13 protein-coding genes are annotated in these 13,544 nt (G+C 71.4%); 6 read left to right on the top strand and 7 right to left on the bottom strand.

Translation table 11 applies throughout. From position 1 onward, the window contains the following. Positions 1-25 precede the first annotated feature (25 nt). The 4 genes from VFV67_RS23115 to VFV67_RS23100 are packed head-to-tail and all read right to left on the bottom strand — an operon-like array spanning position 26 to position 4,845. Positions 26-1,048, bottom strand: a complete 1,023-nt coding sequence (locus tag VFV67_RS23115) for an aldo/keto reductase (RefSeq protein WP_326472711.1) — start codon at positions 1,046-1,048, stop codon at positions 26-28. After that, positions 1,045-2,226, bottom strand: coding sequence for a cytochrome P450 (locus VFV67_RS23110; protein ID WP_326472710.1), 1,182 nt, complete (start codon positions 2,224-2,226; stop codon positions 1,045-1,047). Before VFV67_RS23110 ends, VFV67_RS23115 begins: the two co-directional genes overlap by 4 nt. Positions 2,227-2,263: 37 nt before the next feature. Next, entirely contained in the window at positions 2,264-3,835 is a 1,572-nt protein-coding gene (locus VFV67_RS23105; protein WP_326472709.1) for a serine hydrolase domain-containing protein, read from the bottom strand. Next, on the bottom strand, positions 3,835-4,845 hold the full coding sequence (locus VFV67_RS23100) for an LLM class flavin-dependent oxidoreductase (RefSeq protein WP_326472708.1): 1,011 nt from the start codon (positions 4,843-4,845) through the stop codon (positions 3,835-3,837). The genes VFV67_RS23105 and VFV67_RS23100 overlap by 1 nt, the downstream gene beginning before the upstream one ends. Before the next feature lie 101 nt (positions 4,846-4,946). Here VFV67_RS23100 and VFV67_RS23095 point away from each other — a divergent pair, with 101 nt between their 5' ends. The 4 genes from VFV67_RS23095 (at position 4,947) to VFV67_RS23080 (ending at position 7,527) form a co-directional block, all read left to right on the top strand. Continuing rightward, positions 4,947-5,348: a VOC family protein gene (locus VFV67_RS23095; RefSeq protein ID WP_326472707.1), complete on the top strand. Its 402-nt coding sequence runs from the start codon at positions 4,947-4,949 to the stop codon at positions 5,346-5,348. A gap of 121 nt (positions 5,349-5,469) precedes the next feature. Further along, complete coding sequence (locus VFV67_RS23090) at positions 5,470-6,495, top strand: methyltransferase (RefSeq protein ID WP_326472706.1); 1,026 nt, start codon at positions 5,470-5,472, stop codon at positions 6,493-6,495. Continuing rightward, entirely contained in the window at positions 6,488-7,156 is a 669-nt protein-coding gene (locus VFV67_RS23085; protein WP_326472705.1) for a hypothetical protein, read from the top strand. Before VFV67_RS23090 ends, VFV67_RS23085 begins: the two co-directional genes overlap by 8 nt. Positions 7,157-7,161: 5 nt before the next feature. Further along, positions 7,162-7,527: an MmcQ/YjbR family DNA-binding protein gene (locus tag VFV67_RS23080; protein WP_326472704.1), complete on the top strand. Its 366-nt coding sequence runs from the start codon at positions 7,162-7,164 to the stop codon at positions 7,525-7,527. A gap of 18 nt (positions 7,528-7,545) precedes the next feature. On the opposite strand, the gene VFV67_RS23075 is transcribed toward VFV67_RS23080, so the two are convergent. Continuing rightward, the gene (locus VFV67_RS23075; RefSeq protein WP_326472703.1) at positions 7,546-8,949 is read right to left on the bottom strand and encodes an FAD-binding oxidoreductase; all 1,404 of its coding nucleotides are present in this window, start codon (positions 8,947-8,949) and stop codon (positions 7,546-7,548) included. 161 nt (positions 8,950-9,110) lie between these two features. Here VFV67_RS23075 and cysD point away from each other — a divergent pair, with 161 nt between their 5' ends. Together cysD and cysC are read left to right on the top strand one after the other, a co-directional pair. Continuing rightward, the gene (gene cysD, locus VFV67_RS23070; RefSeq protein WP_326472702.1) at positions 9,111-10,031 is read left to right on the top strand and encodes a sulfate adenylyltransferase subunit CysD; all 921 of its coding nucleotides are present in this window, start codon (positions 9,111-9,113) and stop codon (positions 10,029-10,031) included. Further along, on the top strand, positions 10,031-11,857 hold the full coding sequence (gene cysC, locus VFV67_RS23065) for an adenylyl-sulfate kinase (RefSeq protein ID WP_326472701.1): 1,827 nt from the start codon (positions 10,031-10,033) through the stop codon (positions 11,855-11,857). Before cysD ends, cysC begins: the two co-directional genes overlap by 1 nt. Here the strand turns inward: cysC and VFV67_RS23060 are convergent. Continuing rightward, on the bottom strand, positions 11,844-12,629 hold the full coding sequence (locus tag VFV67_RS23060; protein WP_326472700.1) for an AfsR/SARP family transcriptional regulator: 786 nt from the start codon (positions 12,627-12,629) through the stop codon (positions 11,844-11,846). The genes cysC and VFV67_RS23060 overlap by 14 nt on opposite strands. After that, positions 12,626-13,519: a prephenate dehydrogenase gene (locus VFV67_RS23055; RefSeq protein ID WP_326472699.1), complete on the bottom strand. Its 894-nt coding sequence runs from the start codon at positions 13,517-13,519 to the stop codon at positions 12,626-12,628. Before VFV67_RS23055 ends, VFV67_RS23060 begins: the two co-directional genes overlap by 4 nt. Positions 13,520-13,544 lie beyond the last annotated feature (25 nt).

The raw sequence follows: 13,544 nt of genomic DNA, 5'->3' as shown, positions 1-13,544 counted from the left end.
GCGCGTTCGAGCCGGTCGGCGCACATCAGTGGGCCTCGGGGCGGCGGCGCAGCGTCGGGTCGGCCAGCGGGGGTGGGGTGTGCCGGCGGTCGTCGGGGTTGAGGTCGGTGCCGGGGGGCACGGTCTGATCGATGCGGTCCAGGATCGACCAGTCCACAGTGGAGGGTAGGGCGGCCAGGAGATCGGTCAGTTGGTCGGGGGTGCGGGGGCCGATGAGGACCGAGGTGACGGCGGGGTGGGCGAGGACGAAGTTCAGGGCAAGGTGGGTCAGCGGCATGCCGGCGTCGGCGGCTAGCTTGCGCAGTTCGGCCACGGCGGCCTGCTTGGCCTGGTTGGCGGGGTTGGACAGGTCGAAGCGGTCGGCTTCGAGCTTGGCGCGGCCGATGCCGGGGCGGATTTCCTTGTCGGACAACCATCCCGCGCCGAGCGGGCCCCAGGTGAGGACACCCATGCCGTAGCGCGACGCGGTGGGGAGGACGTCGCGCTCGACGTCGCGGGCGAGGATCGAGTAGGCGGGTTGTTCGGTGCGGAACCGGATGTGGCCGCGGCGCTCGGCGACCCACTGGGCCTCGACGATCTGCTCGGCGGCGAACGCGGAGGTGCCGATGGCCCGGACCTTGCCGGCGCGGACCAGGTCGGACAGCGCGGACAGGGTCTCGTCGATGTCGGTGTGCGGGTCGGGGCGGTGCACCTGGTAGAGGTCGATGTGGTCGGTGTCCAGGCGGCGCAGGCTGTCCTCGACCGCGCGGAGCAGCCAGCGGCGGGAGTTGCCGGAGTGGTTGGCGTCCGGGCCCATGCTGCTGTGGAACTTGGTGGCCAGCACCACCTCGTCCCGGCGGCCGCGCAGCGCCCGCCCGACGATCTCCTCGGACTCGCCTTCGCCGTAGACGTCGGCGGTGTCGACGAAGTTGATGCCGGCGTCGAGGGCGGCGTGGATCACCCGAATGCCGTTGTCCGGATCGGGATCGCCCCAGGAGCTGAACATCATGGCGCCCAGCGCGTACTCGCTGACCGAGATTCCGGTGCCACCAAGGATTCTGCGCTTCATGACTCTCCTTCGGAGGGGTTCCAGACGACGGGTAGCCGGGTCAGGCTGCGCACCCGGAATGCCGGCAGCCAGGAAAGGGCGGCCTCGGGTACGGCCAGGCGAAGGCCGGGCAGCCGGTGCACCAGCGTGGTCAGGCCGATCGTGGCCGTCAGCCGGGCAAGGCCGGCGCCGAGGCAGTAGTGGATGCCGTGGCCGAAGCTCAGGTGCGGGTTGGGTGACCGGTCGAGGCGCACCTCGCCGGCCGCCGGGAACACGGAAGGATCGCGGTTGGCCGAGCTGATCAGCAGCAGCACGGGTTCGCCGGCCCGGATCGTCACCCCGCCGATCTCCATGTCCTCGACGGGAAACCGGCGCGGCGCCACCGCGGCCGAGGTGTCGTAGCGGAGCAGTTCCGTCACCGCGGCGTCGGGATCGGCCAGCAGCGTCGAGCACAGTGCCGGCGAGCGGCACAGCTCCACCGCGCCGTTGCCGATCAGGTTGGCCGGATCCTCATAGCCGGCCACCAGAATCAGGAAGGCCAGCGAGGTCAGCTCATCCTCGGTCAGCCGGTCGCCGCGGTCCCTGGCGGAGACCATCGCCGAGATCAGGTCGTCGCCGGGTTCGGTGCGCTTGCGCCGGATCAGCGTCACCATCAGGCGCACGATGCTGTCCCTGGCGGTGTCCGCGTCCGGCGCGCCGGTGAGCATGGCGTTGGTCCAGCCGCGCAGGTTCGCCCGGTCCGCGGGCGGGATCCCGAGCAGTTCGCAGATCACCATGAGCGGCAGCGGCGCGGCGAACGCGGCGACCAGGTCGGCCGCGCCGCGCGGGGCGATCGCGGCCAGCAACTCGGCGGCGATGTGCTCGATCCGTGGCCGCAGGGCTTCGATGCGCCGCGGGCCGAACGCCGGCCCGACCAGCCGCCGGATCCGGGTGTGGTCCGGCGGGTCCATGTTGAGCAGGTTCGCGTCCAGCACCGGCGGCAGCCCGAAGCCCACCCACTTCCCGGCGTGCTTCTTGGACAGCGACAGCCGCGGATCGGCGAGTCCGGCCCGCACGTCGGCGTACCGGGTGACCAGCCAGACCAGCGACCCGTCCGGCAACTCGCCGCGGTGCACCGGCCCGGCCGCGCGCAATCGGTCCAGCAGCGGATGGAAGTGCCTACCGGTCGCGGACGGTCCCAGGTCCAGGTACTCGGTCATGCTGCCGCCTCCGCGGGAAAGAGCACTTCGGCGGTGGTCATGTTCCGAGGTCCTCATACACCGCGTCACAGATCCGCGCCATCCGCGCACCGTGCCGTTCGTGCCGGGTCTTTCCGTTCAGATGCAGGGCGACCACCAGGCCGGCGTCCGGGTCGGCGAACGACACCGCGGTCCACAGACCCTCGTGACCGAACGAGCGCGGTGAGGCGTGCCGGCTGAACGCGGTCAGCTCCGGGTCGAGGTGCCGGCACTCGAGCTTGAACCCCAACCCCCAGTCGGCGTTGCCGAACCGGTCCCGGATGCCGTTGCGGTGCCGGGCGGTGAGCGCGGAAACCGTTGGTGGGGCGAGAATGCGGCCGCCCGGAGCCCGTCCGCCGGCGAGCAGCATCTCCATGAACCGGCCGAGGTCGGACATCGGGCCCCTGGTGTTCACCCCGGGCAGCGCGCAGGTGGTGGCCGCCGCGCTGGAGAACCAGTAGGTCGGCGCCGCCGGGCCGGCGTTGGCGTTGATGTACAGCACCGGCAGCGTCGTCCCGACCCGGGCGAAGTCCGCGGTGGACAGTCGGACCCGGGTGCTGTCCGCGATGCCGCACGGCGTCAGGATCTCCTCGGTGACGTACCGGTCGTAGTCCCGGCCGTCCACCGCCTCGATCACCTCGGCCAGCAGCAGCCAGGCCCACCACTGGGTGTAGTTCACCCGGCCCGGTTCGGCCGGCGGCATCGCCAGCTCGCGAACCAGCTTGTGGCGCAGGTCGTCCGGGCCGAACAGGCAGCCGTGCAAGGGATCGCGGCCGGTCGGCACCGGGCCGGTGTGCGTCATGATCTGAGCAAGGGTCAGCCGTTCCCGGCCGTCTCCGGTGAAGTCCGGCAGGTACGCCGAAACCGGGTCGAACGGGTCGAGCAGGCCGCGCTCCCACAGCCGGCCGACGGCCACCGAGCCGAGCGGTTTGGCGCAGCAGTACCAGAGCGTGGGGGAATGCCGGGAGAACGGCACTCCCGGACGGGCGGTACCCAGGCCGACATCGGCCACCTGGCGGCCGTGCAGGGACACGTAGAGCTGCGCACCGGGGGTGGACCGGCCCAACTCCTCGCGCAGCCGGGCCATCGTCCGGGGCAGCGCCTCGGTCGCGGCGGCCACCGCGGCCGACTCGCCGGAATCCTTCGGTGCGGCATCGGCCGGCGACGCCCACCCGTCCCGCCCGAAACCGGCCGGCAGGTCCGAGGTCTGCGCCCGCAGCTCGGCCAGTACGCCGCCGCTGTCCTGCTGCAACACCTGGTCCAGGAAGAACATCTCGGTGAAGTTGCCGCTGGCCCGGTTCGCCCCGGTCTCGAAGACCCCGACCCGCTCGGCGGGTGAGCCGAGCAGCAGCGCGGCCGCCGCATCGTGGGTCAGCCACAGCGTCGGGTTTCCGCTCTCCGGCGCGGAATCCCGGTCGAACCGGATGCCGCCGGTGGCCATGTCGACGGCCAGCACCAGTCCGTCCAGCACGCCGTCCGGCGCGTCGGTGACGGCCAGTCCGATGCGCACCGCGCTGCCGTCGTCCACCGGCAGCCGGGCGAACGCCGCGCCGGCCCGGCGCAGCCAGTCCTCGGTGAGGAACCTGGACATCAGGCCACCTCGGCGACCAACTCGCGCGGCCCGGTCACCCCGGGCACCACCTCGGTCATCAGCCGCCGCACGCTGGTCAGCTCGGGATAGTCCCGGAACCACACCAGGAACCGGGTGGCGCCGGCGTCGACGTAGCGCTGCAGCGACTCGCGCGCCGCCGCCACCGTGCCGGCCACGTTGCGCCGCATGTACAGGTCGGGGTGCTCGCTCCAGAAGATGACGACGTAGGGCGTTGCCAGCCAGGTGTCCCGCTCGTCGACGGTGTCGAAGATGCGGCACTCCAGCAGCACGGTGCGTTCGATCCGGTCGGGGTCGGCGCCGGTCTCCGTGCACCGGCGGAGCAGTTCGTCGGTGCCGGCGCGCACCTGTTCCGGCGCCGCATGCCAGATCACCCCGTCGATGGCGGCCGGATCCACCGACGCCAGCACCGAACTGGGTGCGCCGGGGTCGTCGTCGAACACGTGCACGGGCGGGCGCGCCGCGAGCGGCTGGGGAAAGCCGAATGCCCGGTCCAGCCGGACGTGCGGGCCGTCGGTGCTCACCTGCGGCTCGGTCCACAGCCGGCGCACCGCGGTCACGGTCTCGACCAGACCCGCGCGCCGGGCCGTCGGATCGGGCACCGGCCGGCCGTGCGCCTCGTGTTCGGGTGGGTAGCCGTCGGCCTCGAGGGCCAGGGTCATCCGGCCGCCGGACATGACGTCCAGGCAGGCGGCCCGCTTGGCCAGCTCGGCGGCGTCCCGCACCGGCGCGCCCACGCCGAGGTGCCCGAGCCCGACCCGCTGGGTGCGCTGGCTGACGGCGGCCAGCGTGGTCCACCCGTCGAACACCGGATGGGGCTCGCGGCGCGGCAGGGTCTCGGTCCGGTCCAGCGCCCACACCGAGTCGTAGCCGAGCCGCTCGGCCTCCTCGGCCGCGGTCAGCATCCGCCGCCAGCCCTCCTCGGCCGCGACGCCGCCCAACTCGAGATTCGCGCCCTGCGGAAGGGCCAGGTCCCAGCGTAGATTGGGCATGCTCTTTCGTCCTCCATCCGAATGGCTCCAGCATTTGCCGCGGCATGCACTGCTAGCCTGTAGCAACCACCATTCCATAGTGCGAAAGGATCTGACTAAACGTGGAAGCCCGACTCCTGTTTTTTGGATTGGTCGTCGAGGACATGGCCAGGTCGCTGGCGTTCTACCGGCACCTCGGCCTGGACATTCCGAAGTCCGCCGACGAGGCGCCGCACGTCGACGTCGACCTGCCCGGCGGGTTGAAGCTGGCCTTCGACACGGTGGACACGGTCAAGTCGTTCGATCCGGACTGGTCACCGCCCAAGGGCGGGCACCGGGTGGCCATCGCGTTCGGGTGTCCCGACCCGGCCGGGGTCGACGCCGTGTACGCCAAGCTCGGCGAGCTGGGCTACGAGCAGTACAAGGAGCCCTGGGACGCGTTCTGGGGCCAGCGCTACGCCATCGTGTTCGACCCGGACGGCAACCACGTCGAGCTGTGCGCTCCGCTGGAGAAGTCCTCCTGAGCAGACCTCACCCGCGCGAAAAGGGCCGGTCGACCGGCCCTTTCCGCATTTCTGGACCAATATTTCAGAGCGACCGTGAAAGGATGGAATCCGGCTGTCCCCGAGCACGGAGTGAAACCGAATGACAACCCTTTCGCTCGACTTCGGTACGCGCAAAGAGATGGTGTCCCTCCTTCAGGGGGCCTGGCGGGCCCGCGCCATTCATGTCGCGGTGGAGCTGGGGATTCCCGACCTGCTCGGCGAACGCGACCAGACGGTCGCCGAGCTGGCCGAGACCACCGGCGCGCACGAGCCGACCCTGGCCCGACTGCTGCGGGCACTGGCCAGCTTCGGCGTGTTCCAGCGACTGGACGACGGCCGCACCTACGCCAGCACGCCGCTGTCCGAGGTGCTGCAGACCAAGCCGGGCTGTGCCGAGTCGGCCGACGCCCGGTTCATGGCCGCGCCATGGCACTGGGCCGCGTGGGGCCAACTGCTGCACTCGGTGCGCACCGGCGAGTCCGCGTTCGAGGTGGCCAACAACGGCGTCTCGTTCTGGGAGCTGACCAGCTCCGACCCGGACGCCAAGGAGCGGTTCAACGCGGCGATGAGCTCGGTGTCGGAGGAGGAGAGCGCCGAGGTCGCCCGGGTCTACGACTTCTCCCGGTTCCCGCGGATCGTCGACGTTGCCGGCGGGCTCGGCAGCCTGCTTGGCGCGATCCTGGCCGCGCATCCTGGCGTGCACGGCACACTGCTGGAGCGCGACGAGATCATCCCGCTGGCCGAGCGGCTGCTCGGCGCGGCCGGGGTGGCCGGCCGCTACGAGCTGGTGGCCGGCGACTTCTTCGACAAGGTGCCGGAGCAGGCCGATCTCTACCTGATCAAGCGGGCGCTGCACGACTGGGACGGCGACGACATCGTGCGCATCCTGAGCCGGATCCGGGACGCGATGCGCCCGGACTCCACGCTGCTGGTGCTCGAGGGCGTGATCGACGAGGACTCCGACGAGGAGGACCTGTTCCGCGGCCTGCTGCTGACCGTGCTGTGCGGCGGGCAGGACCGCACCGAGCGCGACTACCGCGAGCTGATCGAGCGGGCCGGGCTACAGGTCCGGCGGACCATCCCGGTGTCCGGGTCGCTGCGCATCCTGGAAGCCACCCGTGCCTGAGCCGCACGCGGTGCTGCCGATGGCCGTCACCCAGCAGTCCGACACGCACGCGTGCGTGGGGGCGCTGACCGCGGACGGGCAGTGGGTGCGGCCCGAGCCGGTGCCGCTGGAGCAGGTGCGGGACCGGACCGGCTCGCCGTGGCGGTACAACCGGTGGACCGCGGTCGACCTGGGTGAACCGACGGTGGCCGACCCGCGGCCCGAGGACCGCGAGCTGTGCGCCGAGCCGCGCCCGGCGGAGCACTGGTCCGCGGCCCGCTGTCGCGAGTGGACGGACCGGTACGTGGACCGCGGCGTGCACGAGGCGCTCGGCGGGCAACGCTCGCTCGGGATGGTGTACGCCGACCTGCACCGGGTATTCACCAGACGGGCCACCCGCGGCCGGGTGTTCCTGCGGTTCGCGTTCAGCGACGCCACCGGCGAGGAGTTCGACTGGATCGTGCCGGACGTGGACACGTCGGGGCCGTTGCTGGCGCGGGCCGAGGACGGCGCGCTACCGGATGATGTCGCCCGGCACGCCCGGGACTCATTGCTGCGCAACGGACCGCTGCTGCTGACCCTGGGCCTGACCCGGCCGAACAACCGGTTTCCCGGCAAGTTCCGGGGTTGTCACCCACTGGTTGTCGGCGTGCACCCGGCACCCGTTGCGGCGGTAGAATAATCGGCATGACGCCACGGAAGGTCACCAAGGTTTCCCAGCTGGCCAAGAGCTTTCCGAAGGTCACCGAGGACCACCCGTACGGCCCGGACGCGACGGTGTACAAGGTCGCGGACAAGTCGTTCGCCATTCTGCAGCCGGAAACCGACCCGCCGCAGATCACCCTGAAGTGTGAGCCCAGCCTGGCGCTGGAGCTGCGCGCCCAGTTCCCGGCCGTGACCGAGGGCTACCACGTCAACAAGAAGCACTGGAACACCGTGCTGCTGGACGGAACCGTGCCGGACGGCGAGCTGCGCGACATGGTCGAGCACGCCTACGATCGGGTGGTCGCCGGACTGCCCAGGAAGGTCCGGGAGACCCTGCCGCAGCGCTGAGCCGTCCCGAGTGGACGGTTACCGCCGCTGCTTCCCGGGCGCCGGGGGAATATTGTGGTTGAACCGGAACATGTTCCCCGGGTCGTACCTGGTCTTCAGCGCGACCAGCCGGGTATAGGCCTCGTCGGTGAACGCGTCGCGCACGTCCGACGGGTCGGTGTGGGCGATCCCGGCCATGAAGTTGAGCATGCGGTGGCCGCTGTCCCACCGGCTCAGCCGGTCCACCAGCCGGGCGTGCGCGGTCAGCACCACGTCGTCCTGGCCGTTGCCGAGCACCGACGCCGCGTACACCTGGAACGGCACGTCGTCCCGGTGGGCCACCGCGTTCGGCACCTTCGGCGGCCGGGCCAACGCGCCGCCGAGTTGGCGGATCTCCACCATGACCGTGCCGTCGGCGTCCGGACCGGCCAGCTCGAGCACCGTGTCCACGGTGCCGGCCTCCAACCCGGTGAGCTGGAAGGTGTTGATGTAGTAGGACCCGGCCGTCGGCGGGTCGTTGTGAATCGTTCCGACCTTGCTGTACGGCATCTCCTCGACGGTGTCCAGCAACCGCGGCCCGACGTCGCGCAGCGGCTGGATCAGCCGGGCACCCTCCTCGGCCGACCCGAGGTAGGCCACCCGGATGTGCGTGGCGAACTTGCCGCGCAACGGCTCCGGCACGAAGTCCAGTTCCGGGAACGGGATCATGACGAACGACGTGCTCATGTCCTCGGGCACGCCGGTCACCCATTCGCGGTAGGTGTGCAGCACCCGCGGGGTGGACTCGGCGGGGAAGAACAGCCCGCCGCCGTAGAGCCGGGACACCTCGAACAGCTCCACCGCCATCGCGGTGACCACACCGAAGTTGCCCTTTCCGCCGCGTAGCGCCCAGAACAGGTCCGGGTGCTCGGATTCGCTGGCACGCAACAGTTCGCCATCGGCGGTCACCACGTCGAGCCAGCGCACGTGATCGGCGGCGTAGCCGTACTTCCTGGCCAGCACACCGACTCCGCCGCCGAGCGTGTACGACGTGGCGCCGACGAACGGCGCCGAGCCGTTCAGCGGGGCCAGCCCGTGCTTCGCGGCGCTGTCCACCACGTCGTCCCAGGTCACGCCGGCCTCGATGCGCGCGGTCCTGGCCCGGGCGTCGACCTCGTGCCCGGTCATCCGTCTGGTGGAGATGAACACCGCCTTGTCGGCGGGCAATGCCACGCCGTGCCCGGTGTTCTGCACCGCGACGCCCAGGTCGTTGTCCCGGGCGAACCGCACCGCCGCCACCACGTCCGCTGCGCTTGTCGCTCCCACCACGACCGTCGGGCGGTGCCGCACCGACCGGTCGAAACCGTCGATCTCCTCGGCGTACTCCGAGGTTCCGGGCAGGTAGACCGGCCCGTCCACCTCGGCGGCGAGCGTCTCGAAGGCGCTGGTTGCCGCAGGCCTCATATCAGGAAGGCTAACAGGGGTGTTTGCACCGCGCCTAACAACGCGGAAGAGGTCGGCTCTGCCAGCAGATTAGCGCGCTTTGGAACGATCGAATGAGGACCCGTACCACGGGTTTGTCATTCCTGTACGAATCGGCTGAGCATTTTGCCGCTGGAGGGTGGATGACCGCCGCTACAACCCGCCACGACCTGGATGACCTGCGCACTCTCGAGGCCGAGTCGGTGCACATCATCAGGGAGGTGGCCGCCACGTTCGACCGGCCGGTGCTGCTGTTCTCCGGTGGCAAGGACTCCGCGGTGATGTTGCATCTCGCGGTCAAGGCGTTTGCGCCGGCCGGGCTACCGTTTCCGGTGCTGCACGTGGATACCGGGCACAACTTCACCGAGGTGCTGCGCTACCGCGACGACACCGTGCGCCGGTTGGGCCTGCGGCTGCTGGTCTCCCGGGTGCAGGACGACATCGACGCCGGGCGCTCGGTCGAGCCGACCGGCCCGGGAGCCAGCCGCAACCGGCTGCAGACCACGGCGCTGCTGCGGGCCCTTGCCGACGGCCGGTTCGACGCCGTGTTCGGCGGGGCCCGCCGGGACGAGGAGAAGGCCCGCGCCAAGGAACGCGTGTTCAGCTTCCGCGACGAGTTCGGCCAGTGGGACCCGCGCGGCCAGCGACCCGAGCTGTGGAACCTGTACAACGGCCGGCACCGGCCGGGTGAGCACATCCGGGTGTTCCCGCTGTCCAACTGGACCGAGCTGGACATCTGGCGCTACATCGCGGCCGAGGACATCGACCTGCCCGCGCTGTACTTCGCGCACCGCCGGAAGGTGTTCGAGCGGGACGGGATGCTGCTGGCCGACTCCCAGCACGTGCGGCGGCAGCCCGGCGAGGAGGCGTTCGAGGCCCGGGTGCGGTTCCGCACGGTCGGCGACGCCACCTGCACCGGCTGTGTGGAGTCGACGGCCGGCACGGTTGCCGGGGTGATCGCCGAGTTGGCCGGCAGCCGGCTCTCCGAGCGCGGCGCCACCCGGGCGGACGACCGGATCTCCGAGACCGGCATGGAGGATCGGAAGAAAGAGGGGTACTTCTAGTGGCCGGGCTGCTTCGACTGGTCACCGCGGGCAGCGTTGACGACGGTAAGTCGACGCTGGTCGGGCGGTTGCTGTTCGACTCCAAGGCATTGTTCGACGACCAGCTCGCCGCGCTGGAGCGATCCGGCGACGTGGGGCCGGATCTGGCGCTGGTCACCGACGGCCTGCGCGCCGAACGGGCCCAGGGCATCACCATCGACGTGGCCTACCGGTACTTCAGCTCGCCGGTGCGCAAGTTCATCATCGCCGACTGCCCTGGGCACATCCAGTACACCCGCAACATGGTGACCGGTGCGTCCACAGCGGACCTGGCGCTGATCCTGGTGGACGCGCGCAACGGGGTCACCGAGCAGTCCCGCCGGCACGCGCTGATCGCCAGCCTGCTCGGCATTCGGCACGTGGTGCTGTGCGTGAACAAGATGGACCTGGTCGACTGGTCCCGGGACCGGTTCGAGGAGATCTGCGCGGAGTTCGGCGAGTTCAGCGCGAAGCTGGACGTGCCGGACCTGTCGTTCGTGCCGGTGTCCGCGCTGTCCGGGGACAACGTGGTGCACCGGACCGCCAGCATGCCGTGGTACGAGGGCACTTCGTTGCTGCGCCGGCTCGAGGAGACGCACACCTCCTCCGACCGCAACCTGATCGACGCCCGGCTGCCGGTGCAGTACGTGGTCCGCGAGCCGAACCAGCCGCGCCGCTACGCCGGAACCGTTGCCGGCGGGGTGTTCCGGCCGGGTGACGAGGTCGTGGTGCTGCCCGCCGGGCACAGCACGACGGTCGAGCAGGTGTTCGGGCCGGGCGCCGCGGAGCTGGCCGAGGCCGCGCCGCCGCAGGCGGTCAGCGTGCGGTTGGCCGGCGAACTGGACGTGGGCCGCGGCGATCTACTGTGCCGGCCCAACAACCGGCCGCAGGTGGCCAGCGAGGTCGACGCGCTGCTGTGCTGGCTCGCCGACCGGTCGAAGCTGTCCGTCGGCCGGCGTTACCGGCTGCTGCACACCACCCGCTCGACCGTGACGACCGTCGAGGCCGTCGACTACCGGATGGACGTGAACACGCTGCACCGGGACCGGGCCGCGGACTCGTTGGCGCTCAACGAGATCGGCCGGATCCGGCTGCGCACCGGGCAGCCGCTGCTGTTCGACCCGTACCGGCGCAACCGGGCGACCGGCAGCTTCGTGCTGGTGGACGAGGCGACCAACGACACCGTTGGAGCCGGGATGATCATCGGTCCCAGCCTGACCGGCTCGGGCGTGGTGTGGCACCACGGTTCGGTGTCCACACAGGACCGTCCGGCCTGCGGCGCAACGGTGTGGTTCACCGGGCTGTCCGCCTCCGGCAAGTCGAGCGTGGCGGCGGCGCTCGAGCGGGAGCTGGTGGCCGCCGGCCGGCCGGCCTACCTGCTCGACGGGGACAACCTGCGGCACGGGCTCAACGCCGACCTCGGGTTCGGCCGGGCGGACCGGGAGGAGAACGTCCGGCGGGTCGGTGAGGTGGCGAAGCTGTTCGCCGGCGTGGGAATGGTTGCCGTGGTGTCGCTGATCAGCCCGTACCGGGACGGGCGGGACCGGGCGCGGGCCGCACACGAGGCGGCCGGACTGTCCTTCATGGAGGTTCACCTGGACGTGCCGCTCGAGGTGTGCGAGGCCCGCGATCCCAAGGGCATGTACCAGCGGGCCCGGGCCGGCGAGATCACCGGGTTCACCGGCATCGACGATCCGTACGAGGCACCGCGGGCGCCGGAGCTGGTGCTGCGGCCCGAGGACGGCGACCCGGCGGCGATGGCCGTGGCCGTGCGCCGGGTGCTCGACGAGGTGCTCAGGGTCGGCTAGGTGCGCCGAGCGCCGGGTGCCCGGCCGCGACGGCCCGGTGCAGCCGCTGGATCCGGGTGCCCGGCTCGAAGCCCAGATCCTCTTCCAGGGTCCGGGAAAGCCGGCGGTACACGGTCAGCGCGCGGTTCTGCTGGCCGGCCCGGTACAGCGCGAGCATGTACTGCCCGTGCAGGTTCTCGTGCGTCGGCGCCGCTCTGGTCAGCCGGTCCAGCTCGGTGAGCAGCTGGTGGTGCCGGCCGAGTCGCAGGTCCGCCTCGATCCGCCGCTCCAGCACGTACTTGCGGGTCTCCTCCAGCTCCACCAGCGGCGGCAGGCTGAGCGGTCCGGGCCGCACGTCGGCCAGCGCCGGACCACGCCACAACCGCAGCGCCTGGCCGAACAGCGCGGAGGCGCGCCGGTGGTCGCCGGCCCGGGCGGCATCCCCGCCCTGCCGGGTCAGGTCCTGGAACGCGAACTGGTCCAGCTCGCGCCGGGGCACGCAGAGCTGGTAGCCCTGGTTCATGGTGCGCAGCTCCGGACCGGGTGCGCCGTCCTCGTCGTCCTCCTCGAACGCCCGGCGCAGGTGCAGCACGTAGGTCTGCAGCGTGGACATGGCGCTCTTGGGCGGCTGGGTGTCCCACAGCTCGACCAGGCAGTCGCTGGCCCGCACCATCTGGTTCGCGTGGATCATCAGCAGGGCAAGCAGTTGGCGTGGTTTCGGTGCGCTCGGCACCCGGGACCGGCCGGCGCGGTCGAGCACCAGCGGACCGAGGACGCCCATGTTCGTTCTCATTCTTCGCTCCCGTCTTCGTCGTGGGGACGTTCGGCGCCGGCCAGCCGGCGCCGGCCGGTGTGGCCGCGGTGCAGCAGTGCGGCCACGTCGCCGAGGAAGGAGTCGTCGCCCGCGCCGGCCAGTTGCAGTGCCGCGCAGACGTCGACCAGGTTGGCCGCGATGTCGGAGAGCACATTGGACACCCAGGTGGCGTTCTGGCTGAGGATCTCCGCGCCCACGGCCGGATCGCCGGCCGCCGGACCGGTCACGTCCGGCCCGGCCGCGCTGCCCAGCCAGAGCACCTCGGGCGGGGCGTCGGCCAGCGACCCGGCCAGTGCGCTCGCCACCAGGTACGGCACGTGCGAGATGAGCGCCGCGATCCGGTCGTGGGTATCGGCCTCCATCAGCACCGGGATCGCCCCGCACAGCTCGATCAGCCGGCGCACCAGGGTGACCGCGTCGGACCGGGTGTCCTCCTGCGGGCACAGCACCCAGCCGCGGCCGCGGAACAGGTCCGGCCGGGCGGCGTGCGCCGGTGCGGTCTCCTCGGCGATCGGATGCCCGGGCACGAACGCGGTCAGGTCACAGCCCAGCGCGCGGGCCGCCCGCACCGGAGCCACCTTGACCCCCGACACGTCGGTGTACACCGGGGCCATCCGGCGGGACTGGGCGTGCCGCAGCGTGCTCGGCACCGCGCCCGGCGGCACCGCGATGACCGACAGGTCGGCCGGCGACGTGGTGTCGGCCAGCCGCTCGCCGGCTCCCCGGCGCACCGCGTCGTCCACCGCCCGCCGGTTGCTGTCGCTGAGCAGCACCCGGATTCCCTGTGCTCGTAAGGCGAACGCGATCGACCTGCCGATCAGGCCGACCCCGACCACGGCCACGGTCGCCAGCCTGTCGCGCTCCGCCATGACTCCGCACCCCTCTCGTCGCCGA

Origin of the sequence: Actinophytocola sp. (assembly GCF_035762905.1) — a bacterium.
In the GTDB taxonomy this organism is placed as follows: Bacteria; Actinomycetota; Actinomycetes; order Mycobacteriales; family Pseudonocardiaceae; genus DASYTH01.
Note: the sequence above shows the minus strand (reverse complement) of the source record. Positions and strands in the feature narration are given on the sequence as shown.

Coding starts and splice junctions, on each gene's coding strand:
- VFV67_RS23115 (WP_326472711.1), bottom strand. CDS start 1,048: ATGAAGCGCAGAATCCTTGGTGGCACCGGAATCTCGGTCAGCGAGTAC.
- VFV67_RS23110 (WP_326472710.1), bottom strand. CDS start 2,226: ATGACCGAGTACCTGGACCTGGGACCGTCCGCGACCGGTAGGCACTTC.
- VFV67_RS23105 (WP_326472709.1), bottom strand. CDS start 3,835: ATGTCCAGGTTCCTCACCGAGGACTGGCTGCGCCGGGCCGGCGCGGCG.
- VFV67_RS23100 (WP_326472708.1), bottom strand. CDS start 4,845: ATGCCCAATCTACGCTGGGACCTGGCCCTTCCGCAGGGCGCGAATCTC.
- VFV67_RS23090 (WP_326472706.1), top strand. CDS start 5,470: ATGACAACCCTTTCGCTCGACTTCGGTACGCGCAAAGAGATGGTGTCC.
- VFV67_RS23080 (WP_326472704.1), top strand. CDS start 7,162: ATGACGCCACGGAAGGTCACCAAGGTTTCCCAGCTGGCCAAGAGCTTT.
- VFV67_RS23075 (WP_326472703.1), bottom strand. CDS start 8,949: ATGAGGCCTGCGGCAACCAGCGCCTTCGAGACGCTCGCCGCCGAGGTG.
- cysD (WP_326472702.1), top strand. CDS start 9,111: ATGACCGCCGCTACAACCCGCCACGACCTGGATGACCTGCGCACTCTC.
- VFV67_RS23060 (WP_326472700.1), bottom strand. CDS start 12,629: ATGAGAACGAACATGGGCGTCCTCGGTCCGCTGGTGCTCGACCGCGCC.
- VFV67_RS23055 (WP_326472699.1), bottom strand. CDS start 13,519: ATGGCGGAGCGCGACAGGCTGGCGACCGTGGCCGTGGTCGGGGTCGGC.